The 23,696-nt window shown below is 57.3% G+C and carries 21 protein-coding genes; 10 read left to right on the top strand and 11 right to left on the bottom strand.

What is annotated here, in order from left to right; genetic code table 11:
- Window positions 1–2 precede the first annotated feature (2 nt).
- From aspT to ACR0AK_RS13870, 8 genes are all read right to left on the bottom strand, one after another.
- Window positions 3–1,676: an aspartate-alanine antiporter gene (aspT, locus tag ACR0AK_RS13905; RefSeq protein ID WP_480793740.1), complete on the bottom strand. Its 1,674-nt coding sequence runs from the start codon at window positions 1,674–1,676 to the stop codon at window positions 3–5.
- A 29-nt stretch (window positions 1,677–1,705) separates the two neighbouring features.
- Window positions 1,706–3,337: a bifunctional aspartate transaminase/aspartate 4-decarboxylase gene (locus ACR0AK_RS13900; RefSeq protein WP_480793739.1), complete on the bottom strand. Its 1,632-nt coding sequence runs from the start codon at window positions 3,335–3,337 to the stop codon at window positions 1,706–1,708.
- A 309-nt stretch (window positions 3,338–3,646) separates the two neighbouring features.
- A complete protein-coding gene (locus tag ACR0AK_RS13895; protein ID WP_480793738.1) occupies window positions 3,647–4,474 on the bottom strand; it encodes an alpha/beta hydrolase in 828 nt (275 codons plus the stop codon).
- Between the two features lie 23 nt (window positions 4,475–4,497).
- The gene (locus ACR0AK_RS13890; RefSeq protein WP_480793737.1) at window positions 4,498–4,752 is read right to left on the bottom strand and encodes a tryptophan 2,3-dioxygenase family protein; all 255 of its coding nucleotides are present in this window, start codon (window positions 4,750–4,752) and stop codon (window positions 4,498–4,500) included.
- Between the two features lie 45 nt (window positions 4,753–4,797).
- Entirely contained in the window at window positions 4,798–5,826 is a 1,029-nt protein-coding gene (gene tdh / locus ACR0AK_RS13885; RefSeq protein WP_480794519.1) for an L-threonine 3-dehydrogenase, read from the bottom strand.
- 19 nt (window positions 5,827–5,845) lie between these two features.
- Window positions 5,846–6,796: a PLP-dependent cysteine synthase family protein gene (locus ACR0AK_RS13880; RefSeq protein ID WP_480793736.1), complete on the bottom strand. Its 951-nt coding sequence runs from the start codon at window positions 6,794–6,796 to the stop codon at window positions 5,846–5,848.
- A complete protein-coding gene (locus tag ACR0AK_RS13875) occupies window positions 6,796–7,980 on the bottom strand; it encodes a glycine C-acetyltransferase (RefSeq protein ID WP_480793735.1) in 1,185 nt (394 codons plus the stop codon). Before ACR0AK_RS13875 ends, ACR0AK_RS13880 begins: the two co-directional genes overlap by 1 nt.
- A gap of 110 nt (window positions 7,981–8,090) precedes the next feature.
- Entirely contained in the window at window positions 8,091–8,654 is a 564-nt protein-coding gene (locus ACR0AK_RS13870; protein WP_170564999.1) for a helix-turn-helix domain-containing protein, read from the bottom strand.
- 118 nt (window positions 8,655–8,772) lie between these two features.
- Here ACR0AK_RS13870 and ACR0AK_RS13865 point away from each other — a divergent pair, with 118 nt between their 5' ends.
- Window positions 8,773–9,948 (top strand): acetyl-CoA C-acyltransferase family protein, encoded by a 1,176-nt coding sequence (locus tag ACR0AK_RS13865; RefSeq protein ID WP_480793734.1) that lies wholly within the window; start codon window positions 8,773–8,775, stop codon window positions 9,946–9,948.
- 96 nt (window positions 9,949–10,044) lie between these two features.
- Here ACR0AK_RS13865 and ubiB read toward each other — a convergent pair whose 3' ends face one another.
- Together ubiB and ubiE are read right to left on the bottom strand one after the other, a co-directional pair.
- Window positions 10,045–11,574 carry a 2-polyprenylphenol 6-hydroxylase gene (ubiB, locus tag ACR0AK_RS13860; protein ID WP_480793733.1) on the bottom strand — a complete coding sequence of 510 codons (1,530 nt, stop codon included), beginning with the start codon at window positions 11,572–11,574 and terminating at the stop codon, window positions 10,045–10,047.
- A complete protein-coding gene (gene ubiE, locus ACR0AK_RS13855) occupies window positions 11,574–12,326 on the bottom strand; it encodes a bifunctional demethylmenaquinone methyltransferase/2-methoxy-6-polyprenyl-1,4-benzoquinol methylase UbiE (protein WP_170565284.1) in 753 nt (250 codons plus the stop codon). The genes ubiB and ubiE overlap by 1 nt, the downstream gene beginning before the upstream one ends.
- A 165-nt stretch (window positions 12,327–12,491) precedes the next feature.
- On the opposite strand from ubiE, the gene ACR0AK_RS13850 reads away from it, so the two are divergent.
- From ACR0AK_RS13850 to recF, 7 genes are all read left to right on the top strand, one after another.
- Window positions 12,492–13,172 (top strand): hypothetical protein, encoded by a 681-nt coding sequence (locus tag ACR0AK_RS13850; RefSeq protein WP_480793732.1) that lies wholly within the window; start codon window positions 12,492–12,494, stop codon window positions 13,170–13,172.
- On the top strand, window positions 13,130–13,981 hold the full coding sequence (mutM, locus tag ACR0AK_RS13845; RefSeq protein WP_480793731.1) for a bifunctional DNA-formamidopyrimidine glycosylase/DNA-(apurinic or apyrimidinic site) lyase: 852 nt from the start codon (window positions 13,130–13,132) through the stop codon (window positions 13,979–13,981). The genes ACR0AK_RS13850 and mutM overlap by 43 nt, the downstream gene beginning before the upstream one ends.
- A gap of 66 nt (window positions 13,982–14,047) precedes the next feature.
- Window positions 14,048–14,824 carry an enoyl-CoA hydratase gene (locus ACR0AK_RS13840; RefSeq protein ID WP_480793730.1) on the top strand — a complete coding sequence of 259 codons (777 nt, stop codon included), beginning with the start codon at window positions 14,048–14,050 and terminating at the stop codon, window positions 14,822–14,824.
- A 232-nt stretch (window positions 14,825–15,056) separates the two neighbouring features.
- Window positions 15,057–15,320: a 30S ribosomal protein S20 gene (rpsT, locus tag ACR0AK_RS13835; RefSeq protein ID WP_170351928.1), complete on the top strand. Its 264-nt coding sequence runs from the start codon at window positions 15,057–15,059 to the stop codon at window positions 15,318–15,320.
- A gap of 539 nt (window positions 15,321–15,859) precedes the next feature.
- Window positions 15,860–17,245 (top strand): chromosomal replication initiator protein DnaA, encoded by a 1,386-nt coding sequence (gene dnaA / locus ACR0AK_RS13830; RefSeq protein ID WP_480793729.1) that lies wholly within the window; start codon window positions 15,860–15,862, stop codon window positions 17,243–17,245.
- Window positions 17,246–17,470: 225 nt separating this feature from the next.
- Window positions 17,471–18,592, top strand: coding sequence for a DNA polymerase III subunit beta (dnaN, locus tag ACR0AK_RS13825; protein WP_170564977.1), 1,122 nt, complete (start codon window positions 17,471–17,473; stop codon window positions 18,590–18,592).
- A gap of 59 nt (window positions 18,593–18,651) precedes the next feature.
- Window positions 18,652–19,749: a DNA replication/repair protein RecF gene (recF, locus tag ACR0AK_RS13820; protein WP_170564974.1), complete on the top strand. Its 1,098-nt coding sequence runs from the start codon at window positions 18,652–18,654 to the stop codon at window positions 19,747–19,749.
- Here the strand turns inward: recF and ACR0AK_RS13815 are convergent.
- Window positions 19,746–20,312 carry a carboxymuconolactone decarboxylase family protein gene (locus ACR0AK_RS13815; RefSeq protein WP_480793728.1) on the bottom strand — a complete coding sequence of 189 codons (567 nt, stop codon included), beginning with the start codon at window positions 20,310–20,312 and terminating at the stop codon, window positions 19,746–19,748. The two genes, recF and ACR0AK_RS13815, sit on opposite strands and share 4 nt — an antisense overlap.
- A gap of 98 nt (window positions 20,313–20,410) precedes the next feature.
- On the opposite strand from ACR0AK_RS13815, the gene ACR0AK_RS13810 reads away from it, so the two are divergent.
- Window positions 20,411–20,983, top strand: coding sequence for a TetR/AcrR family transcriptional regulator (locus ACR0AK_RS13810; protein WP_480793727.1), 573 nt, complete (start codon window positions 20,411–20,413; stop codon window positions 20,981–20,983).
- A gap of 125 nt (window positions 20,984–21,108) precedes the next feature.
- Window positions 21,109–23,526 carry a DNA topoisomerase (ATP-hydrolyzing) subunit B gene (gene gyrB, locus ACR0AK_RS13805; RefSeq protein ID WP_170564964.1) on the top strand — a complete coding sequence of 806 codons (2,418 nt, stop codon included), beginning with the start codon at window positions 21,109–21,111 and terminating at the stop codon, window positions 23,524–23,526.
- The last annotated feature ends 170 nt before the right edge of the window (window positions 23,527–23,696 follow it).

Genomic DNA, 23,696 nt, shown 5'->3' with positions numbered 1-23,696 from the left:
GGTCAGAGCAGCAAAAGGATGATGACCGAGCCCCATAGCGCCAACAGCACGTTGCCCACGGCGTAACCCAACCCATAACCAAGCGTGGGTACCTGACTTTGCGCCGCTTCCTGCACGGCGGCCAGTGCTGGGGCCGAAGTTCCAGCTCCGCAACAAGTTCCGGCCAGTACGCCTTCGTTGATCTTGAACACTTTGTAGCCGACAAAAATGGCCGAGCCGTGGGCGAGGAGGACGATGGCTAGCGATCCGATAATCAGCGATGGACCGCTTTCCAGAACGCCTGCCACGAAACTGGTGCCGGACGTGATGCCGACGCAGGCCACAAAAACGCATAACCCGACGGAATCGAAAATCCAAAGCGTTGCTTCGGGGACAAAGCCGAATGTTCTGCGAACCGAGCGCAACCAACCTGCAACCAGCCCGCCCAGAAGGACGCCGACGGACGTGCCAAGGCCCAGTTCCACCGCTCCGTATTTCAACGCCGGAATACCGATCAGGCCCCCGATCAAAATGAAGAACGCCACAAAGACCATGTCGGTTTTGCTTGTTTCCCGGTCTAGGTAACCCAGCTTGGCGGCTGCGTCCGTGATATGGCTACGTGTTCCGGACACCGTCAGCACGTCGCCTTTGTGCAATGTTACGCCTCGAAAAATCGGCAGCCGTTCACCGCTGCGCATGATGCCGCGCAAAAACACCGTACGGGCTTCGGGATAGGTCGACAACTCGCCGAGGGTCCGGTTGACCAGCTCGCTATTGGTCACCACGATGTCGTCTGTTTCGACCGGCAGGTCCAGCAATTCGGGATCTTCAACTTCCTCCCCAATCTCATTGGCATGGTCGATCAGGAATGAGCGCATGCCTGCAATTGCCGCGATATCATTGTCCTGCAGAACCATGTCGCGCGACGTGGGCAGGATTTTGTCTCCGCGCCGCACACGGTCGATATAGGCGCGGACATGATCCGGGACGCGGGCTTCCACATCGGCTACGGTGTGGCCCGCGAATTTTGGTGCGATGCGATATGCACGGGCTTCGAAATCGCGGTGTTGAGGAACGATCGGAGTGGATTCGTCATCCAGCTTTGCCTCGTATTCGGAACACGCCTCTTTCAGCGACCGTCCATAAAATCGGGGGGCCAGTTGAGTGTGGAAGAAGATCGTGGCGATGACGCCGACGAAGTATGCTACCGCAAAACCGGTTGCGATTTCGGCGTCAAATATCTGTTGGGCAGCCTCGTCGGCACCGGTCTTGGCAAAGGCATCGATGGCGACGCCCAATGTTGCACTTTCCGTAGCGCCGCCCGCCAAAAGCCCGGCCGCTATGCCAACCGATAGCCCCATCAAAGGCGCCAGCAGAGCGGCCGCCACCAACGCTACGACACAGAGCAAAACTGTGATCGCGATCTGGGGCAAGGCGCTGGCGTTCAAAGATCGGAAGAACTGTGGACCGGTCCTGTAGCCAATGGAAAACAGAAACAGCATGAAGAACGCCTGCTTCAGGTCGTCCGAAATTTCGACTCCGGTCTGGCCGACAAGAACGCCAGCCAGAAGACAGCCCGCTACCGATCCAACGGTAAACGAGCCGATAGTGATCTTTCCAATCGCATAGCCAAGGGCAAGGCTGCAAAACAAGGCCAATTCGGGGTGAGCGCCGAAGATCTCTCCGATCAGTTCCATGCAGTCCTACCTATTACTACCGAACGACCTCAACCATGGAGCGGTAATCCTTTCGAAGCACGGTAGGCCTGCACATATCCGGTAGCCACGGCCCGCACCGCCCGCCCGATCTGACGATAGGCGCTGTCGTCGAGATTGGCGAAGGACACGCGCGCCGACCAATTCGGTGCGTCAAAGCCCGAGCCGTTCAGTAACACGATCCCGTGGTCCTGCGCCAGTTTGAAGGAGATATCCAGAGGATGAACGTTTTCCTTGATCCACTCGACCACTTCTTCGCCCACGTATTTGCGCAGCCAGAACTCGAAATCGATGATCCCGTAATATTTGTCGAACAACGGGTTGTCTGGAACTTCGATGCCCAACCCTTCGACCAGTTCATCAAAGCGATGCTTCAGAATGCCCCAACAGAACTTCTGATAGGCTTTGTCCTCGTCCATCAATTCAACCAGCGAGAACAATGTCATCATCACTTGTTGAGGCAGCGACAGCCCGGCGGTGTGGTTGAGCGCTACATCCCGGCTGTCGGCCACGATCCGATCGATGAACTTGAAAGAGTCGGGATCCGGGGTCAGTGCCTCGTAACGTGCGTTGACAACGGATTTTACGTCATCCGGTGCGTTGGCAATCATCTTGTCGAAGATGTTGTTTTCAGCCACGAGGATCGCGCCGAGGCGCCAGCCCGTACAGCCGAAATACTTGGAGTACGAGTAGACCCCGATGGTATTTTCCGGCAGGTGGCCCATCACCGACTGAAAGTTTGGAACAAAGGTTCCGTAGACATCATCGGTCAGGATGATCAGGTCAGGACGCCGGGTTTTGACAAATTCGACCAGACGAGCCATGACCTCGGGGCTGATCGCGACCGAGGACGGGTTGCCCGGGTTGACCAGAAACAGCGCTTTGACCTTGGGATCGGCCAGTTGCTCGAGATCGTCATCGGTCAGCTGGAAATGATCTTCTTCTTCCGAGGACACATCCACCACGTTCAACCCATAGTCTTCAAGCACGGGCATTTCGAGGTAGGGGGTAAAGATTGGCGTCCCCAGCGCGATGGTGTCACCCGCATTAAGCAGCCTTTGGTTCTTCAGCGCCTTAAAGATGTAGCACATCGCAGCGGTTCCACCTTCGACGGCGTAAATGTCGAACTTGGCATCAGGCCGATGGCCTGAACACATCGCCCACATCACGTATTCATGGACAATCGCCTCGTTGTGTTTCATGCACCGGTCCGGCATCGGATAGTGATCCCCGACAATGCCATCGGTCAACTCCAGAACGAAATCGTCCGAGGTGAAGCCGAATTTTTGAATTGCAAAATCCACCATGGCGACAAGCGTATCCGCGCCCGGAGGGCCGTTCTTGCCTTCGGACGTCTTGCAATAGGCCTTGAGCCTTTCGTAGCACCCGGGCCCCTGCGGCATCCCAGCCAATCCTACCTGCGGTTCATTGCGATGGCGCTGCGCCTCGGTCATCGCGAACTGGCCCAGCAGGAAGAACGCCTCGCGGGCCTTGGTGGCAATCCAGTTCGGATTACCTCGCCCGGCATTCAGATACGGCAATGCCATCTGGCGCGACTCTTTCTGAGCCAGCTTGATGAGCTCGTCTTTAATTTGGAAAGGGCTTAGATTTTCAAACTTATGCAGGTCGAGAGATTCTGGCATGACATCAAATCCTTGCGCTAAAACACGTCGAGTAATTTACCGGACCGTATACGAGGCAATGTGTCAACGAAAACAATAGTATTGGAACGGAACGCCGAATAACCGAAGAATATGAAGCTTCAAAACGGGCCTTAGCTCTGACCATTGTTTCGAAGTAAGCAGAGTAGTGGAAATTGCGATACTCGGGCTACCGGTCAAAGTCTGCTTTGAGCTTGAAACAGACGACGATGGGTTTGCCACAAACCTGCTGTGCGCCGGGGCTGGTATCCGATGCAAAGGCCACGCCTGTCTGAGGTTTGATACGTGTGACTAGCGCGCCGACGGCAGAAACGTGCCGGGATGCATGATGATGTCGAAATGCTGCATCCCCGTTTTCAATTCGAAACTAACGGAATGCCCGGCTTTGCGCAGCAATTCAGCGTAAGCCCGACTCTGGCGGATGAACTCCGGCGTGTCGCGCTCGGCCACTGTCACGTGGTACCGTGGGCCCGGGGCGGGCGGGTGCAGCATGGGGGACAGATCATGTACTTCGACCGGGGTCAATTGCAGCGGGTCGTTCACCGAGGTCTGGCTGATCGGTTCCAGATCATAGATACCACTAATCAGGATCACATCCCGCACGCGCAGCCCTGCACGGGCCAATGCATCAGCCGAGGTCGACAGGACCATCGCCACCAGATGCGCGCCTGCACTGTGTCCTGACAGGGTGATCCGTGAGGGATCGAATCCCAGCGTACCGGCCTGGGCGGCCAGCCACAACAGCGCATCGCGGCACTCGTCGATCATCTGATTCAGTCGCGCGTCGGGGGCCAGCGTATAGTTCAACGTTGCAAAGGAATGCTCTGCTTCGATCAGGGCGGGCGCCATCGTCGCGGATTCGCGCTGGCTGAGCGCTTGCCAATAGCCGCCGTGGACAAAAACATGCAGCGGCGCACCTGTTCCCTTTGCTGGAAAGAAATCCAGCACCTGCGCCGGAGCATCGCCGTAAGCGAGGTTCTCCCTCACCTCCATCCTGGCCCGGTGTTGCGCGCTCAGCGCGGCATAGCTGTCCAGGAATGGCGTCAAATCACCACCGATCATGGAACTGGGAGAGTATTCCCGCTCCAGCTCATCCTGAGTGAACCCTCGGTACAGCATCGCCTACTCCTGCTCCGCAAACATCAATTCGGGCGTACATCGAAAAGATCATGGAAGCATCGCAAATCCAAGGCCCTACGCAGAAAGGACACGCCGCTGGAACTGCCGGTGCCAGTTTGGTCACCGATCACGCAATCCACTGCTGGGACATCGTCAAAGCGCCAGCGCTGGAACAGGGATTCGACACCCATCCGCTTATTGGCCAAGGCGCGAAGGTACCAATACCGGCCCTTGTCGCGGAATATTTCTCCCCATTCCATTTGCTCCTCCAAACGCATGAGTTCACTCCTGTTTAGGGTCTGAACTCGCGCAACTCCAGAGCGTTAAGTCCAGTCCAGAACAACCTTGCCGGATTGACCAGATTTCATCGCAGCAAAACCTTTGGCAAAATCGTCGACCTTCATTTGGTGTGTGATCACTCGGCTGACATCCAGACCGTTCTGCAGCATGGCGATCATCTTGTACCACGTCTCGAACATCTCACGCCCATAAACGCCCTTTATAGTGATGGCCTTGAACACGATCCGGGACCAATCCACGGGGGATTTCCCGGGTGGAATACCCAACAGTGCGATCTTGCCGCCCATCACCAGCGCCTCGACCATCTGGTCTAGCGCAACTTGGGAGCCGGACATTTCCAGGCCGACATCAAATCCCTGCTGCATGCCGAGTTCTGTTATGACGTCCTGCAGATCTTCTTTGCTGACGTCCACAGGCCGCACGGTGGGCACGACATGTTCGGCCAGTTTCAGACGATCCGGGTTGATATCGGTGATCACGACATGCCGAGCCCCTGCATGGCGTGCGACGGCGGCGGCCATGATTCCAATCGGGCCAGCGCCGGTAATCAGAACATCTTCGCCAAGCAAGTCAAAGCTGAGCGCTGTGTGAACGGCGTTGCCCAACGGGTCGAGGATGGCACCGATCTCGTCCGGAACATCCTCGGGCAATGGCACCACATTGAAAGCAGGAAGCTTCAGGTATTGGGCAAAGGCCCCCTGTTCGTTTACTCCGATCCCGCGTGTACCGGGATCCAGATGGAACTTTCCTGCGCGACTTTGGCGGCTGTCGGTAGTGATCAGGTGGCCTTCGCCGGAACAACGCTGGCCAATCTCAAGGCCGGTTACATTGCGGCCCATCTCGACGATCTCACCTGCGAATTCGTGGCCGGTGATCATCGGAATCGGCACGGTGGCGGCAGCCCAAGCATCCCAGTTCCAGATGTGGATATCCGTCCCGCAAATGCCGGTTTTGTTGATGCGGATCAGAACCTCTTCCGGGCCGATCTCTGGTACGGGGGCCTGCACCATCCACAGGCCTTCTTCGGGTTTGGATTTCTCAAGCGCTTTCATGTTGTTGGGTCGCATTTGGTCACTCCCACAAATCGGTCGACAGGTACTTCAGCCCACTGTCACACATCACAATCGCTACGCAGCCGCCCTTTTCCGGGCCGCGCAACAGTTCAATCGCCCCGGCAAGGTTTGCGCCTGCCGAGTAGCCTGCGAAAATGCCTTCGGTTCGGGCCAGCATCCGCGCCCCGTCCCGCGCCGCCTCGCCCGACACCGACAGATGCCCGGCCAAAGATGTCCCGTTCAGATGAACCAGATCGTCCATCGCGTAGCCGCCGCCCTGAATCGGGTGATCGGGATTGATGATGGCTTCGCCAGCGATAGCCCGCGCGCCTTCGGGTTCCATGGCATAACAGCGCACTCCGTGCGGGGTGAGAAAGGTAGCGACGCCGGCCAGAGTGCCGCCGGAACCTGCAAAATCGCAAAAGGCCGTAACGGTGCCGCCGGATTGCTCCCAGATTTCCGGCCCCGTACCCGTGGCATGGGACTTGGGATTGCCGGAATGGCCGAATTGATCGGCCCGAAAGGCGTTCCGGTCGGCTGTAATGTGTTGTGCGGCCTCGTCCACCAAAGCCAGATCCGCGCCCGAAACCTCGCCGGGTTTACTGCCTTCGGCCTGTGGGACAATGACGACTTCGGCCCCAAGGGCACGCATCATCCGCGCCCGTTCGACCGAGTTTCCGGCGCTCATCACTGCCACAAAAGGATGCCCCAGAATGCCGCAGACAATCGCCAGCCCAGTGCCCATATTCCCTGAGGTCAGTTCAACAACCGTCTGCCCCGGTGACAGGGTGCCTTCTGCGCGCGCCAGTTCGACAATTGACCTTGCTGCGCGGTCCTTCTTCGAGAAGCCCGGCAGCAGGTAATCCAGCTTGGCCAGAATGCGGCCATCCAGATCCAGTCGCTGGCAAATGCGCGACAGGTCGACTAAAGGTGTGTTCCCAATCGCGGGGATCACAGAGGGAAGGATCATTAAATCACTCCCAAGTCTTTGCCGACCTTGCCAAAGGCGGCCAGCGCGCGGTCCAGTTCATCCTTTGTCAGAGCTGCATTCATCTGCGTTCTGATCCGCGCCTGACCGCGTGGAACGACAGGAAAGAAGAAGCCGGAGACATAGACGCCTTCGTCGAACAATCTTGATGCCATGTCTTGCGCCAACTGCGCCTCACCCAACATGACCGGGACAATCGGATGCTCGCCAGGCAGAAGATCAAAGCCCAGCTTCTCAAGCCCTGCACGCCAGTATTTCGCGTTGCCGAACAGTTGTGCGCGCAGCATGTCGCCTTCTTCGACCAGTCGAATTGCCTCGAGACCAGCAGCGACGATGGACGGTGGCAGCGAGTTTGAGAACAGATAGGGCCGCGCCCGCTGCCGAAGCAGATCTATCACTGGCTGCGGCCCGGCGATGTAACCGCCGATTGCCCCCCCAAGTGCCTTGCCCAGGGTTCCCGTCAGAATGTCCACATCGACGCCGAAGTGATCCGGTGTGCCCGCGCCGTTCGGCCCCATAAAGCCTGTCGCGTGGCAGTCATCCACCATGACGATGGCGTCGTATTTGTCGGCCAGCTCTCGGATTTTCGGCAGGTTGGCCAAATAGCCATCCATCGAGAACACACCATCGGTCGCGATCATGATATGCCGAGCCCCATCCTCGCGTGCCTGTTTAAGCCAAGCCTCAAGATCGTTCATGTCATTGTTCAGGTAGCGATAGCGCTTGGCCTTGCACAACCGAACGCCGTCGATGATCGAGGCGTGGTTCAGACTGTCCGAGATGATGGCGTCTTCAGGCCCTAACAAAGGCTCAAACAGTCCTCCGTTCGCATCGAAACAGGCGGCAAACAAAATGGAGTCGTCCTTGTTCAGGAAGTTTGCCAGCCGTTGTTCCAATTCACGGTGAATGTCCTGCGTGCCGCAGATGAACCGGACCGAGGCCATGCCGAATCCCTTGGGTTCCATAGCATCTTTGGCGGCGTCGATCAGAGCGGGGTGATCGGCCAGACCCAGATAGTTGTTGGCGCACAAGTTGATGACTTGTTTGTCGCCCACCGTAATCTCACCGCCCTGAGGCGAGGTGATCATTCGTTCGCGTTTGTACAGACCCTCAGATTCGATCTGCGCGAGGGTGTCCGTGATGTGGGACAGGAATGCATCAGCCATGGCGGTCTCCGTTTGTCTGAGTCGCATATCTAACATAACGGATGTAATTCCTGAATGGGGGAATTACAATATACGAGAAAAAAATCCGTGAAGGCGGATTTTTTCCGGGGTCAGGCGTTTTTGACGATCAGGAAGACCCGCGCAGGTCCATTGGCGATGATCGAATGCGCCACATCCGCCGCATAGCGTGCGGTGTCACCCTGCTGCAGGTCACTGACAGCAGTGCCGGATGTCACGCGTACGGCGCCCTCCAGCACGGTCAGTTGCTCTCGTGCGCCTCGGGCATGGGGCTGACTGTTCAGTGCGCCGTCTTTGTCGAATTCAATGTCGTAGACCTCGTGCCCACCTGCCTCTTCGGGCGGTGACAGAATGCGAATCCGGCATTTTTGACCCATGTTGTCGATGCTGGGCACTTCGGACTTCCTGAGTACTTCGATCTGGTCCGCGCTGTTCGCTTCTTCCAGCAACCCGGCAAAATCCACCTGCAAGGCACGGGTCAGATTCCACAGGGTCGAGATCGTCGGGCTGCTTTCACCCCGTTCGATCTGGCTGACCATGGATCTGGATACGCCGCTCAGGTTCGCCACGGCTTCGAGCGACAGGCCTTTGGCCCTGCGCGCCTCTTTCAGGCGAGCGGGCAGTCGTGTCAGGATATCGTCTGGGTTTTCCGTCATGACGGAATCTCATGCGCGTTTGCCCGCCTTATGTCAATTCTGCTTGTGACGGTACGTTCCATGGGACAGCCTGATGCCGCAGATGCATAGTTCCGCCAAATCCCAGAGGAGAAGAGACATGAAAGACATCGTGATTCTTGATGGTGCCCGCACCGCGATCGGCACATTTGGCGGGGCGCTGGCCTCAACCGCACCGATTGATCTTGCAACCGTGGTGACGGAAGCGGCTATGGAGCGTTCGGGGGTCGAGCCAACCCAGATTGGCAGCGTGGTTTTTGGTCATGTCATTAACACTGAGCCACGCGACATGTACCTGTCACGCGCCGCTGCAAAACAAGCGGGAATACCAAACGAAACACCTGCGATGAACGTGAATCGCCTGTGTGGTTCGGGCGCGCAGGCGATTGTATCGGCAGTGCAATCGCTGATGCTGGGCGACGCAGAGTTTGCCGTGGCCGGAGGGGCCGAAAGCATGTCGCGCAGCCCGTATATTGTCCCTCAGGCGCGTTGGGGCGCGAAGATGGGGGACGTCAAGTCTCTGGACATGATGCTCGGCGCGCTGAATTGCCCCTTTGGCACCGGACATATGGGTGTGACGGCCGAAAATGTTGCGGATGAACATCAGGTCACCCGCGAGCAGATGGATGAGTTTGCCCTGACAAGCCAGACTCGCGCAGCAGCGGCCATCGAGTCGGGCTATTTCGAAAGTCAGATCGCTCCGGTTCAGGTCAAAGTGAAGCGGGACATGGTCGATTTCATGGTCGACGAGCACCCGAAAAAAACCTCGGCTGAGGCTCTGGCTGGTCTGCGTCCGGCATTCAAGAAAGACGGTCGCGTGACCGCTGGAAACGCATCGGGCATCAATGATGGGGCGGCCGCAATGGTTCTGGCCACAGCGGAAGCTGCGGAAAAAGCGGGTCTGAAACCCAAAGCGCGCATTCTGGGATATGGCCACGCTGGTGTTCGCCCGGAGGTCATGGGAATCGGACCGGTTCCCGCAGTTCAGAACCTGATGGCGCGCACGGGTCTGTCGGTCGAGGATTTTGATGTGATCGAAAGCAACGAAGCCTTCGCGTCTCAGGCATTGGCCGTGAACAAGGAACTGGGTCTGGACGCCGCTAAGGTAAACCCGAACGGAGGCGCGATTGCTTTGGGGCACCCAGTGGGCGCCACGGGAGCAATCATCACCTTGAAGGCGCTGTATGAACTGGAACGCATTGGCGGGTCCAAAGGCCTGGTCACCATGTGTATTGGTGGCGGACAGGGCATCGCCATCGCCTTCGAGCGGCTCTGATCTGAACTAGGGCCGGGGGGCACCGCCCCCCATCGCCCCCATTGGCGCAATTCCCAACGAGGATACTCTCGGCCAGATGAAGCTGGCGGGTCGGTTCTATGTGAAGGCTGTGATGATCAGGACAAATACGGCGCCTGCAGCGGCACCGATCGTTGCGGGCAGGATGGCTGCTGGTAACCCTTTGTTCTGGGTGTCGTCCTTTTGCGTCTGCGCGATCAGTACATTTTCCACCAAGGCGGGCAGGCGTGGGCCAAAACGGGCCAGCACCATGGCGGTTTTTCCAAAGTCCCGCAGGGCCGCGCGGGGGCCGATGGATTGCTTGATGTAGTCCTCGACAACCGGGCGGGCGACCTCCCAGATGTTGATATGCGGGTCCAGGGAACGTGCGACGCCTTCCACGACCACCATCGTTCGTTGTAGCAGGATCAGTTCGGTGCGGGTTTCCATGCCAAACCGCTCGGTCACTTCGAACAGGTAGTTCAGCAGACGACCCATCGAAATGTGGGTGGCGTCCATGCCAAAGATCGGTTCTCCGACTGCGCGCAGAGCGCGGGCAAATTCGTCGACATCCTGATTTGCGGGTACGTATCCTGCCTCGAAATGAACCTCGGCCACACGTTTGTAGTCGCGGCGGATGAAGCCGAATAGAATCTCGGCATAGACCCGGCGGGTATATTCGTCGATATGGCCCATGATGCCGTAGTCATAGGCGATGATGTCCCCGTTGGCCGCGACCTTCAGGTTGCCCTGATGCATGTCGGCGTGAAAAAAGCCGTCGCGCAGTGCGTGCAGCAGGAACAGACGCAGCACACGTTCCGCGAGATCGCGGCGGTTGTGCCCGACCGCATCTAGCGCCGCATTGTCGCCCAGCGGAATACCGTCAGCCCAACTGAGCGTCATTACTCGGCGGGCTGACAGAGACCAGACGACGGGCGGCAACCAAAACCCGGCATCGTCCTTAGTATTGGCTGCGTATTCCGACGCGGCGGCGCTTTCCAGGCGCAGGTCCAGTTCACCGCGTACCACGCCGTCGAAATGTTCGATCACTTCCATTGGGCGCAGGCGGCGCGCGCCGGGGGCGAACAGTTGAACGATACGGGCTGCGAAATAAAAGGCGTCCACATCCTTGCGAAAGGCGCGTTCGATGCCTGGGCGTAGAACTTTGACGGCTACGTCTTCGCCGGTGCTGACCAGTTTGGCCTTGTGGACCTGAGCAATGGATGCTGCAGCGATGGGTTCGCTGAATTCGCTGAAGATTTCAGAAACCGGCTGACCGAGTTCCTTTTCCACTTCGGCCATAGCTTCGGAGCGGGAAAACGGGGGAAGCTTGTCCTGCAGCACGCGCAGCTGTTCGGCCAACTCATCGCCGACCACGTCGGGACGAGTCGACAGAACCTGACCAAACTTGATGTACGCCGGCCCGAGCGCTGTCAGCGCCCGTGTCGCAGGCGGCATGTCAGGATCGCCTTTATAACCAAGCCATTGAAAGGGTTTGCCCAAAGCATGAGCGACAATGCGCAGGGCACGCGGGGCTTCGAATGCGTCCAGTACCACGTTCATCGCGCCTGTGCGCTCGAGTGTGGCGCCTGTGCGGATCAGGCGGATAATGTTGTGAGGGCCGCGCATCAGATCTTCCAGCCGGAATGCAGTGCGGCGATGCCCATACTCAGGTTGCGGTACTTGGCGTTCTCGAAACCGGCCGCGCGGACCATGCCCAGGAAAGTCTCTTGATCCGGAAAGTTACGGATCGATTCGACCAGGTACTGATAGCTGTCGTAGTCATTGGCGATGAGTTTACCCATGCGCGGGATGACGTTGAAGCTGTAGAGATCGTATAGCTTTTGCAGCCCGTCATTGGGCAACTGGCTGAACTCCAACACCATCAAGCGGCCGCCGGGTTTCAGCACGCGGAAGGCTTCGTTCAGCGCTTCTTGCGGGCGTGTCACGTTCCGGATGCCAAATGAGATTGTGTAGACGTCAAAGGTGTTGTCGTCGAAGGGCAGCGACATAGCATCGCCAACTACCCAGTTCAGGCTGTCAGCCATTTGGTCGGCCTCGGCCCGCTGGCGACCTTCGACCAACATCGGCTCGGTCAGGTCCAGCACGGTGGCATGGCCGTGGCCCGCGCGTTTGAGGAACCGGAATGAGATATCTCCGGTGCCACCAGCCACATCCAACAAACGCTGACCGGGGCGCGGGGCAAGCCAGTCCATCATCGCGTCTTTCCAGACCCGGTGAATGCCCATCGACATGACATCGTTCATCACGTCGTATTTCGAGGCGACCGAGTTGAACACGCCCTGCACGCGCCCGGCTTTTTCAGCCTCACGCACGGTTTCAAACCCAAAATGAGTGGTCTTGTCGCTGTTGTCGGACATTGAACGGACGCCTTTGCCTGTGTTGCTCATCCTTATAGGCCTCCGCGCCGGGAAGACAATCGCGCGAAATGGTAGCAGGGGCGACGATTTGAAGGGCGCGTCACAGATTTTCCTTAGTCCAGCACTATGACGGAATCAGATGTCCAAACCTTCGGAGATGTCTTGTTGGCAAGCATTCTCGCAGCTTTGCTGTCCATATTTTTGGTATTTTTTTACTTTGGCTGGCGGATCAGGGCTGTCTTGCACACAATCCGGCGGGTGTGGCGTGCTGAAGGGCTGGGGGACAAGCTGGACGCGGCGGCCCGGCACTTTCCGAACGATCCGGTAGAAGAAGCGGTGCGCCAGGCAGGCAGCGCATTCCCCGCCCAACGCACCCTGACGCGACGGACGTTCCGAACTGCCCCGGGTACGCTTGTGCTGATTGTTTTTGCGATCGCTATGCTGTTTGGCATCAGTATTGTCCGGCCCGATCTGGCACCAAATAGAGAAGTGTTTCCGGGTGTCGGTACCGAAACTGTGGTTTGGATCAAGCTGGGACTTGTCGGATTCGCGATCTATTCGCTGATCTATCATCTGAATGCCACCGTCACGATTGATGGCGACGAGCTGGTTACGAGGGGCCCACTGTTTCAGCGCCATTATTTTGATCTTACAAAGCTGACCAAGATCAGCCTCCGACACCACGGGGCCTACGTTCTGCGTTTTTCCGATGGGAAGACGGCACGGATTCTGAAATATGTAACCGGACATGATGAAATGGTGCGGGCGTTTGAAAGCGCGCTGGCAGCAAATCAGGAGAGAACATGCCGGAGCTTCCCGAAGTCGAAACGGTCCGCCGAGGGCTGACGCCTGCGATGGAAGGCGTGGTGATCGAACGGGCGGATGTGAATCGCCCCGATCTGCGCTGGCCTTTCCCTGATCGAATGGCCGAGCGATTGACCGGGCAGACAATTCAACAATTGCGTCGGCGGTCGAAGTACATACTGGCCGATCTCAGCAGTGGGGAAACACTGCTGATTCACCTCGGCATGTCGGGGCGAATGACCGTGTCGGGCGACCCGTTGGGCCAATTCGTGCACGACCACCCAATGCCGGAGAAACATGACCATGTCGTCTTTCATATGGCCAATGGTTCACGGGTGACTTTCAACGACCCTCGCCGGTTTGGTGCGATGGACCTGTTGCCGACGGCGACAGCCGAGGATCACAAATTGCTGTCGGTTCTGGGGCCGGAGCCATTGGGCAATGATTTTCACGACCAGCATCTGATCAGCGCGTTTCGTGGCAAGAACACTCCGGTCAAATCGGCGCTGCTGGATCAGGGAATCGTTGCCGGATTGGGCAACATCTATGTTTGCGAGGCGCTATTTCGCGCCGGAGTGTCGCCACGTCGCAAAGCCGGACAAATTTCTGCGCCCCGTGTCGCCGCACTGGTTCCAATCATCCGGAAGGTGTTGCAGGACGCCATCGAAGCGGGTGGTTCATCCTTACGTGATTTCCGCCAAGCTGATGGAGAACTTGGATATTTTCAGCACAGCTTTGATGTTTATGGCCGCGAAGGCGAACCCTGCAGGACCGAAGGTTGTGGTGTGCCGATTAAAAGAATCACCCAGTCCGGTCGCTCATCCTTCTACTGTGCGCAATGCCAAAGATAACTTGATCCAGCGAATTCGCGTGATAAGGAATCGTACCTGAACGGAACAACCGGAAGCTTTCACCTCATGGCTTTTGAGACGATCATCGTCGAAATCGAAGACCACGTCGCACTTATCAAGCTCGACAGACCCGATGCGCTGAATGCGCTGAACTCACAGCTGGCGCAGGAACTTTGCACCGCGTTGGAAGATGCGGATACTAATGACAAAGTGCGTTGCATTGTCATCACCGGTTCGGACAAGGCGTTCGCTGCTGGCGCGGACATCAAGGAAATGTCCGAGTTGAGTTTTGTCGACGTCTACAGCTCAAATCTGTTTGGCGATCTCAATGATCGGGTCTCCGCGATCCGCAAGCCTGTCATTGCGGCCGTTGCAGGCTATGCGCTGGGCGGAGGTTGCGAACTGGCCATGCTGTGCGACTTCATCATTGCGGCCGATACGGCCAAGTTTGGCCAACCGGAAATCAACCTTGGTGTCATTGCGGGCGTGGGCGGCAGCCAGCGGCTTACGCGGTTTGTCGGCAAGTCCAAATCCATGGACATGAACCTGACCGGCCGTTTCATGGATGCCGAAGAAGCTGAGCGCTCGGGCCTTGTCAGTCGAGTCGTGCCTGCCAAGAAGCTAATGGACGAGGCGATGGGCGCGGCCCAAAAAATCGCCGAGAAATCCCAGTTGACCGCAATGGCGGCCAAGGAAGCGGTCAATCGCAGCTATGAGTTGCCACTTAGCGAGGGGCTGTTGTTCGAACGTCGTGTTTTCCATTCGATGTTTGCGACCGAGGATCAGAAAGAAGGCATGGCTGCATTCCTGGAAAAGCGCGCCGCGCAATTCCGCGACAAGTAAGCAATGTCCTAACCAAGTCGAAACCGGCGGGCCTATGCCCGCCTTTTTCATACCCGACATGTGCGGCGAAAGAATCGGCTTGGCAAACCTGGCCAACTTGGATAGTAAGCGCCGCTATACATGCGCGTGCGGCCCGCCTGGCCCGACTCACACTCGTGATTTCTGATCCGGTGCGGATATTCCGTGGCGCGCAACCCTAGATAACGTACCGAACCAAAGGTCAGAGACACACATGGCTAATTCGCCCCAAGCAAAAAAACGCGCTCGTCAGAACGAGAAGCGTTTCGCAATCAACAAAGCACGTCGTTCGCGCATCCGCACCTACCTGCGTAAAGTAGAAGAAGCGATCGCATCCGGCGACAAGGACGCGGCAACCGCGGCACTGCGCGCAGCTCAGCCTGAACTGATGCGCGGCGTCACAAAAGGCGTTTTCCACAAGAACACCGCGTCCCGCAAAATGTCGCGCTTGTCGGCACGTGTAAAAGCGTTGGGCTAAGGCTCGGGTTGACCTTGGGTCAATCAAGCAAGGTAAATTGATAAAAAAAGCGCCGCGGTCTGTGGCGCTTTTTTTGTGCTGTTGCCGGAAAGCCGCGCCTTCACAAATCCGAGAGATTCTTTCGGCGAAAGATACGAGTCAACATCAGAGTTTCGTTGCCGGATGCCTTGGCCTCTTGCTACCACTGTTACAGCGATTCACTCGCTTGGGGGGACAGGCTGTTCCAACGACCGGACTGACGGGCATCAGAATGGTCAGGAACGAATGTTGGCAACTGGTTTGCTGATCTGCTGCGGTCCTTGGGTCACCAGGGAACCAAGCCCTGTCGAATATGAGATTGCGTTGCGCAACCCTGTTTTCAGGGCGTTTCGGGTATGGAGCGCCGGCAAATAAGGTTGTGCGGACTTTCTGAGACACACCCGCCAAACTACTGCGGTTTGGTGACGGTATCCCTTTGCGTGTGAGTGCTTAAACCGGGCAACCGGAAAATAGCAATAAGGCCGACAGGCCAATAAAGAATGGGATGCGTGAGGCGCTTAATGACACAAGAGAAATGGGGACTACTACGAAACAAGTTGCTCAAGGCCATTGGAAAAAACAACTACACGACCTGGATCGAACCTCTTGAATTCCAAGAGTTGCAGGATGGCGTAGCGGTATTTTCCGTGCCGACAAATTTCATGGGCAACTATGTCAGTCAGAACTTTGCGGATCTCATACTCTATGAGATGAACACCGCAGGGGAAACGGTTCAACGACTGGCCTTCCGCGTCGCTGCCAACTCACCGGCGCGCCCTAAGACCGAGACCGATTCCAAACCGACCGTTGTGCGGGATGCACCAGTTTCGTCGCAAGCGGACGTCACGAACGACGCGCTTGAATCCTTGCAGGCCGCTCCGCTGGATTCCCGTTTCACGTTCGACAGCTTTGTTGTTGGCAAGCCCAACGAACTGGCCCATGCCGCTGCGCGTCGTGTGTCCGAAGGCGGACCCGTCACGTTCAATCCTTTGGTTCTTTATGGTGGCGTCGGTCTGGGTAAAACGCACTTGATGCATGCCATCGCATGGGAGTTGAAAACCAAGAGCCCCGAGTTGAACGTTCTGTATTTGTCGGCGGAGCAGTTCATGTACCGGTTTGTTCAGGCCCTGCGCGAACGTCGGATGATGGACTTCAAGCACTTGTTCCGCTCGGTTGACGTGTTGATGGTGGATGATGTCCAGTTCATTGCTGGCAAGGATTCAACGCAGGAAGAGTTCTTTCACACGTTCAATGCGCTGGTCGATCAGAACAAGCAGATCATCATCTCGGCCGATCGCGCGCCAGGTGAGATCAAGGACCTTGAGGATCGTGTTAAGTCTCGTCTGCAATGTGGTCTGGTCGTCGACCTGCACCCCACCGATTATGAATTGCGTCTGGGCATCCTGCAGAACAAGGTTCAGCAGTACAGCAGCACATATCCCGACCTGACCATTGCCGATGGCGTTTTGGAGTTTCTGGCACATCGCATCTCGACCAATGTCCGCGTGCTGGAAGGCGCCCTGACCCGTCTGTTTGCGTTTGCGTCGCTGGTCGGCCGCGAGATCGACATGGAGCTGACGCAGGACTGTCTGGCCGATGTTCTGCGCGCGTCCGAGCGCAAGATCACCGTCGAAGAGATTCAGCGCAAGGTTTCGGACTATTACAATATCCGCCTGTCGGACATTATCGGACCCAAACGCTTGCGGTCCTATGCTCGCCCGCGTCAGGTTGCGATGTATCTGTGCAAGCAGCTAACCAGCCGGTCCTTGCCGGAAATCGGTCGCCGCTTTGGCGGTCGCGACCACACCACCGTCATGCATGGCGTAAAACGCATCGAAGAGCTGAAAACCACGGACGGTCAGATCGCCGAAGATGTGGAAATGCTGCGTCGAGCGCTGGAAGCCTGACTATACGCCTGAGCACAGAAAACGCCCCGATCCCTCACGCCCGGGGCGTTTTCTTGTGCGCTATTATCCACGGTTGGAAACGAACTGTGCCCGTCGGGCAACGCGGCCCTTGACCCTTTGCGCATTCCGACCGAGAAATCCGTAAAAAATCCTTGTGCCTCAGGGCGGAACCGCTAACGTGCCAGTCCCGCCCATTTCGGCACGCAAGTCAGAGGAATTGAGGGTATGAAGATCAGCATCGAACGCGGCACCCTTCTCAAGGCCGTTTCCCAGGCCCAATCTGTTGTCGAACGTCGCAACACCATTCCCATACTTGCCAATGTTCTGATCGAAGCCGAAGGCGATCAGGCGATGTTCCGGGCGACTGACTTAGATATTGAGGTGGTCGACAAAGCGCCTGCTCAGGTCGAAAAGGCCGGGGCCACCACTGTTGCCGCAACCACGTTGCACGAGATCGTACGCAAATTGCCGGATGGTGCGTTGGTGACGTTGACTGCTGACAGCGCGGCTGGTCGTCTTACCGTTGAAGCCGGGCGATCGAATTTTTCACTGGCGACGCTGCCGAAAGAAGATTTCCCTGTGATGGCGTCCTCGGAATACCAGTCGAACTTTACTGCCTCGGCAGCCCTGCTGCGGCGTCTGTTCGACAAATCAAAATTTGCAATCTCGACCGAAGAGACGCGGTATTATCTGAACGGCGTCTACATGCACGTGGCCGACGGGTCGGAAGGCGGCAAGGTGCTGCGCTGTGTGGCCACAGACGGCCACCGTCTGGCACGCATCGACGCGGATCTGCCCGAAGGGGCTGCAGACATGCCAGGTGTGATCGTGCCGCGCAAAACCGTGGGTGAACTGCGCAAGCTGCTGGACGACGATGAGATGGATATCGCTGTGTCGGTTAGCGAAACGAAAGTGCGATTTGCAACCCCGGACATCACGCTGACCTCAAAAGTGATCGACGGCACGTTCCCGGATTACACACGTGTTATTCCGCAAGGTAATACGCGCCAACTGGAAGTTGACGCGGCCGAGTTCGCACAGGCTGTAGACCGGGTTGCAACGGTGTCGTCCGAACGGTCTCGCGCCGTAAAGCTTCAACTGGATACCGATAAACTGGTGCTGTCGGTTAATGCTCCGGATAGCGGCGCGGCCGAGGAAGAACTGGCCGTGGCCTATGGCGATGAGCGGCTGGAGATCGGGTTCAACGCCAAGTACCTGCTGGAAATCGCCTCTCAGGTGGATCGTGAGAACGCAGTGTTCCTGTTCAATTCAGCGGCTGATCCAACCCTGATGCGCGAAGGCGGCGATCAGAGCGCGGTATACGTCGTCATGCCGATGCGCGTCTGATCGCACGGACGTGCGATGCCTCCGGTGGGAGTATTTTTGAAAAGATGAAGGGAGGGGTCATGGGTTTGGCCCTGACCGAGCTTACCGTCTCGCATTTTCGGTCCCACAAGCTGGCGCGATTGTCTTTGGATGGTCGGCCTGTTGCGATTCACGGACCAAATGGTGCAGGTAAGACCAATATCCTGGAAGCGGTGTCCCTGTTTTCGCCCGGTCGCGGTATGCGAAGGGCCAGCGCGGCTGAGATGACCCGACGCCCCGAGGCGCTGGGTTGGAAACTGTCAGGTTTGCTGCAGGCCCAGGGGCGGCAATACGAAATCGAAACCTGGTCCGAGGGAGGTGCCGCGCGTCAGGTTCGCATTGATGGCAAGGCGTCCAGTCAAATCGATCTTGGTAAACTGGCGCGGATTGTCTGGCTGATCCCGTCCATGGACCGGCTTTGGATCGAGGGGGCCGAAGGACGGCGGCGTTTTTTGGACCGGATCGCGCTGAGTTTCGACCCGACCCACGCCGAGGCGTCTTTGACCTATGAAAAATCCATGCGCGAACGGAACCGTCTGCTGAAAGAGCAGGTCCGCGATGCGCATTGGTATTCCGCTCTTGAGGGGCAGATGGCCGAGACGGGCCACCGGATTCACTCGGCACGGCTTTCGGCGCTGGACCACCTGCGCGAAGCGCAGGATAAGGCCGAAACCGCGTTTCCTTCTGCTGATCTCGAGCTGGTTCAGACCGAAGGTGCGATGCCGGAAACAGCTGGCGATCTGCGGGAAGCACTGAATGAGAGCCGCTTTCGCGATCTGGCGTCGGGCAGGACTTTGGTGGGTCCGCATCGATCGGATCTGTACGGTGTGTTTGCGGCCAAGGGGGTTCCGGCAAAGGATTGCTCGACCGGAGAGCAGAAGGCGCTGTTGGTGTCTTTGATCCTGTCAAACGCGCGTGCGCTGGCGGGAATGGTCGGCGCTCCCCCGATAGTGCTACTGGATGAGGTGGCCGCGCATCTGGACGCCGACCGGCGTGCGGCGCTGTATGATGAGATTTGCGCGTTGGGCGCTCAGGCCTGGATGACGGGCACCGGGCCTGAGCTGTTTGCGGAATTGGGCGACCGGGCCCAAACGTTGATCGTGAGTGACGGCTTTGAGGGGTCGGTCGTTTCCGCTTAGGCCGGTTCGCCGACTTTACGTTCCCACAGGAAACCGCGCATGACTTCGTCGACCGGGGTTTTGGCCATGTGATTGACGTAGTTTGACATGGTTTTCTGCGCCAGACCCAGCACCACATCCAAAACCGCGCGGTGCGAGTAGCCTGCGTCAAAGAAGGCCTGCAGTTGTGCCTCGGTCGGGTTGCCGCGGGTTTCCATCACTTGCAGGGTGAAGGTGCGCAGTGCTTCGAGCTTGGCAGAGGGCAGCGGGGTTTCATCCCGTAACGCGTTCGAGATGTCGTCCGACACCTTCATCATTTTGGCAATGCCGGTATGAGCGGGCACGCAATAGTGGCATTCGTTTTCCACATTGATGGTCTGCCAGACGACAGTTTTCTCATCATTGTCGAAGTCGGTCTGCATGAACAGGCCATGCAGCACCTGATAGCCTTCCAGATGCTGGGGGCTTTCAGCCATGACCTTGTGCAGGCCCGGCAGTCGGCCAAAAGCAGCCTGCGATTTTTCCAGCAGTGGTTTGGACCCTTCGGGGGCGGTTTCGAGGTCATGAGACGGGAAATTGGCCATGTTGGAACTCCTTTTCTGGCGGGTAAGGCAGAAATAGTCTTTCTTGAGTGATCACTCAAGTATATATTTGAGCAACCGTTCAAGAATTGGTGAAGATGATGCCGCGCAAGCCCGAATACGACCGTGATGACCTGATTGCCCGGGCAAGGGATATTTTCTGGCGCCAAGGTTGGGCCGGAACATCGTTGAAAGACCTTGAGCGCGAATTGAAGTTGAAGCCCGGCAGCTTTTACGCGGCATTCGGATCCAAGGACGCTTTGTATGGATTGGCACTGGAACGCTACGCCCAAGAGGGTGTCGCGCGTCTGAAGGCTCTGGCTGACCGGTTAGGACCATTGGAAGCTTTGAAAGCGCAGCCGCGTTTGGTGATTGAGGCCAGCGGAGCGCCCGCGAAAGCCTGCATGTTAGCTAAGACCTATGCTGAATTGCAGGCCAAGGATCACGAACTGGCGGGGCAGGCGGGTGTCCTCATGTCCGAGATGAAGGCCTGTTTTGCGGACCTGTTTCGTCAGGCGCAGGAGGCCGGAGATATCGCCGCCAAACATGATCCGAACCGGCTGGCTACACGCTACCAATCTGACCTTTTGGGCCTGCGTTTGTCCGCGGAACGCAGTGATGTCGACGCTCACGAAATCGCAGCGGATATAGCGGCAGATATCGAACGTCTGTAAGGATTCGGCAGCCGGTTGCCGAAAGAAACGAAATCCTGCGTAACCAACACAAAATGTTGGGGTAGCGCGTGACATTCCCCCCCAGAAAACGTATAAGTTACCAAAATAATATAGGTACTGACGGCATGTCCGAAGACGCACAGGCACCCCAGGAATACGGTGCAGATTCCATTAAAGTTCTCAAAGGGTTAGAGGCGGTTCGCAAGCGCCCCGGTATGTATATCGGTGACACGGACGATGGCTCGGGCCTGCACCATATGGTGTACGAGGTCGTGGACAATGGAATTGACGAAGCTTTGGCCGGTCACGCCGACCATGTAACCGTCAAAATTCACGCCGACTCCAGTGTGTCTGTCAGCGATAACGGCCGCGGAATTCCCGTCGATATTCACCCCGAGGAAGGTGTTTCTGCCGCCGAAGTGATCATGACCCAGCTACATGCCGGAGGTAAGTTCGACAGCAATTCCTACAAGGTTTCGGGCGGCCTGCATGGCGTTGGCGTTTCGGTGGTGAACGCGTTGTCGAACTGGCTGGAATTGCGCGTCTGGCGTAACGGCAAGGAACACGTCGCACGGTTCGAGGGCGGTGAGACGGTTGAACACCTGAAAGTCGTGGGTGAGTGCGGTGAACGGACAGGAACCGAGGTCCGGTTTTTGGCCTCGACGGATACGTTCTCGAACCTTGAGTACTCGTTCGAGACCCTGGAAAAACGACTGCGCGAACTTGCGTTCCTGAACTCGGGCGTGCGGATCATCTTGATCGACGAACGCCCTGCGGAACGGCTTGAAACCGAGTTGTTCTATGAGGGCGGCGTCAAGGAATTCGTCAAATACCTCGACCGTTCGAAATCCGCTGCGATGCCTGAACCGATCTATATCAAGGGCGAGCGCGACGAGATCGGTGTCGAAATCGCGATGTGGTGGAATGACAGCTATCACGAGACGGTGTTGCCCTTCACCAACAACATCCCCCAGCGCGATGGCGGCACTCATGTGGCCGGTTTTCGTGGCGCGCTGACCCGTACGATCAATAACTACGCACAATCCAGCGGGATCGCGAAAAAGGAGAAGGTCAACTTCACTGGCGACGATGCGCGTGAAGGCTTGACCTGCGTGCTGTCGGTTAAAGTGCCCGATCCAAAATTCTCGTCCCAGACCAAAGACAAGCTGGTCTCGTCCGAGGTACGTCCGGCAGTCGAAGGTTTGATGAACGAAAAACTGGCCGAGTGGTTCGAAGAGAACCCTAACGAAGCTAAAGTTATCGTTGGCAAGATCATCGAGGCTGCTCTGGCCCGTGAGGCCGCCCGCAAAGCCCGCGAACTGACCCGTCGCAAGACGGCAATGGATGTGAACTATCTGGCTGGAAAGTTGAAGGACTGTTCTGAGAAAGATCCATCCAAGACCGAAGTTTTCTTGGTCGAGGGTGACTCAGCCGGCGGATCGGCGCAAACCGGGCGGGACCGCCTGACACAAGCAGTGTTGCCGCTGCGCGGGAAAATTCTGAACGTTGAGCGGGCACGGTTCGATCGGATGCTGTCATCTCAGGAAATCGGCAACCTTGTCATGGCGCTGGGCACCGGTATTGGCCGCGATGAGTTCAACATCGAAAAGCTGCGCTACCACAAGATCGTCATCATGACGGATGCGGATGTTGACGGCGCACATATCCGAACACTGCTGCTGACGTTCTTCTACAGGCAGATGCCGGAACTGATTGAAGGTGGATACCTGTATATTGCGCAGCCACCGCTGTATAAGGTTTCACGTGGTAAATCAGAGGTTTACCTTAAGGATCAGGCCGCGTTGGATGATTACCTGATCAATCAGGGGGTCGAAGGTGCTGTCCTGAAACTGGGATCGGGTGAGGAAATCATCGGTCAGGACCTGACCCGCGTCGTGGACGAAGCGCGTCAGTTGAAACGCGTACTGGATGCTTTCCCGACACATTATCCGCGTCACATCCTTGAACAAGCTGCGGTGGCGGGCGCCTTTGTGCCGGGCGCGGTTGACGCAGATCTGCAAGGCGTGGCCGACAAGGTTGCTGCCCGTCTCGACCTGATCGCGCTGGAATACGAACGTGGCTGGCAGGGTCGGATCACTCAGGATCACGGCATTCGCCTGGCCCGCATTCTGCGTGGCGTGGAAGAGGTGCGCACACTGGACGGCCCCATGCTGCGCTCGGGCGAGGCCCGCAAAACCGGCAGCTTCACCCAAAGCCTGCAAGAGATCTACAACACCCCGGCAACGCTGATCCGTCGCGACCGGTCGCAGGCCATTCACGGCCCGCTGGATCTGCTGCGCGCTATTCTGGAAGAGGGCGAAAAGGGCCTGTCTTTGCAGCGCTACAAAGGGCTGGGCGAAATGAACCCCGATCAGCTGTGGGAAACCACGTTGGACCCCGATGCCCGAACACTTTTGCAGGTACGGGTGGACGACATGGTCGAAGCGGATGATTTGTTCACCAAACTAATGGGCGATGTGGTGGAACCCCGCCGTGAGTTCATTCAGCAAAATGCCCTAAGCGTCGAAAACCTGGATTTCTAGGCTTGTTGTAGGTGCGCCCATAGCTTTGCATTTCGCCCAAAGAGTTACATTTTTAGCCCAAAACTTTGGGCGCATTAACCTTCATCTTTCTTGGTTCGAGGCTCCATATCTTCGGGTCTCATTCTTTGCTTGTTTCGCGCCATCGCCGTATTGCCGGGGAAGGTTTTCGG

It is taken from the genome of Ruegeria sp. BI12 (assembly GCF_056537985.1).
This window is presented reverse-complemented; position numbering and strand designations above follow the sequence as displayed.

Bases quoted from the DNA above. Each gene is read 5' to 3' on its own strand.
- rpsT (WP_170351928.1), top strand. From the start codon at position 15,057: ATGGCTAATTCGCCCCAAGCAAAAAAACGCGCTCGTCAGAACGAGAAG.
- ubiE (WP_170565284.1), bottom strand. From the start codon at position 12,326: ATGTCCGACAACAGCGACAAGACCACTCATTTTGGGTTTGAAACCGTG.
- ubiB (WP_480793733.1), bottom strand. From the start codon at position 11,574: ATGCGCGGCCCTCACAACATTATCCGCCTGATCCGCACAGGCGCCACA.
- ACR0AK_RS13865 (WP_480793734.1), top strand. From the start codon at position 8,773: ATGAAAGACATCGTGATTCTTGATGGTGCCCGCACCGCGATCGGCACA.
- ACR0AK_RS13890 (WP_480793737.1), bottom strand. From the start codon at position 4,752: ATGCGTTTGGAGGAGCAAATGGAATGGGGAGAAATATTCCGCGACAAG.
- ACR0AK_RS13900 (WP_480793739.1), bottom strand. From the start codon at position 3,337: ATGCCAGAATCTCTCGACCTGCATAAGTTTGAAAATCTAAGCCCTTTC.
- ACR0AK_RS13810 (WP_480793727.1), top strand. From the start codon at position 20,411: ATGCCGCGCAAGCCCGAATACGACCGTGATGACCTGATTGCCCGGGCA.
- ACR0AK_RS13895 (WP_480793738.1), bottom strand. From the start codon at position 4,474: ATGCTGTACCGAGGGTTCACTCAGGATGAGCTGGAGCGGGAATACTCT.
- ACR0AK_RS13880 (WP_480793736.1), bottom strand. From the start codon at position 6,796: ATGATCCTTCCCTCTGTGATCCCCGCGATTGGGAACACACCTTTAGTC.
- ACR0AK_RS13840 (WP_480793730.1), top strand. From the start codon at position 14,048: ATGGCTTTTGAGACGATCATCGTCGAAATCGAAGACCACGTCGCACTT.
- recF (WP_170564974.1), top strand. From the start codon at position 18,652: ATGGGTTTGGCCCTGACCGAGCTTACCGTCTCGCATTTTCGGTCCCAC.
- ACR0AK_RS13870 (WP_170564999.1), bottom strand. From the start codon at position 8,654: ATGACGGAAAACCCAGACGATATCCTGACACGACTGCCCGCTCGCCTG.
- mutM (WP_480793731.1), top strand. From the start codon at position 13,130: ATGCCGGAGCTTCCCGAAGTCGAAACGGTCCGCCGAGGGCTGACGCCT.
- dnaA (WP_480793729.1), top strand. From the start codon at position 15,860: ATGACACAAGAGAAATGGGGACTACTACGAAACAAGTTGCTCAAGGCC.
- ACR0AK_RS13875 (WP_480793735.1), bottom strand. From the start codon at position 7,980: ATGGCTGATGCATTCCTGTCCCACATCACGGACACCCTCGCGCAGATC.
- dnaN (WP_170564977.1), top strand. From the start codon at position 17,471: ATGAAGATCAGCATCGAACGCGGCACCCTTCTCAAGGCCGTTTCCCAG.
- aspT (WP_480793740.1), bottom strand. From the start codon at position 1,676: ATGGAACTGATCGGAGAGATCTTCGGCGCTCACCCCGAATTGGCCTTG.
- tdh (WP_480794519.1), bottom strand. From the start codon at position 5,826: ATGAAAGCGCTTGAGAAATCCAAACCCGAAGAAGGCCTGTGGATGGTG.
- ACR0AK_RS13815 (WP_480793728.1), bottom strand. From the start codon at position 20,312: ATGGCCAATTTCCCGTCTCATGACCTCGAAACCGCCCCCGAAGGGTCC.
- gyrB (WP_170564964.1), top strand. From the start codon at position 21,109: ATGTCCGAAGACGCACAGGCACCCCAGGAATACGGTGCAGATTCCATT.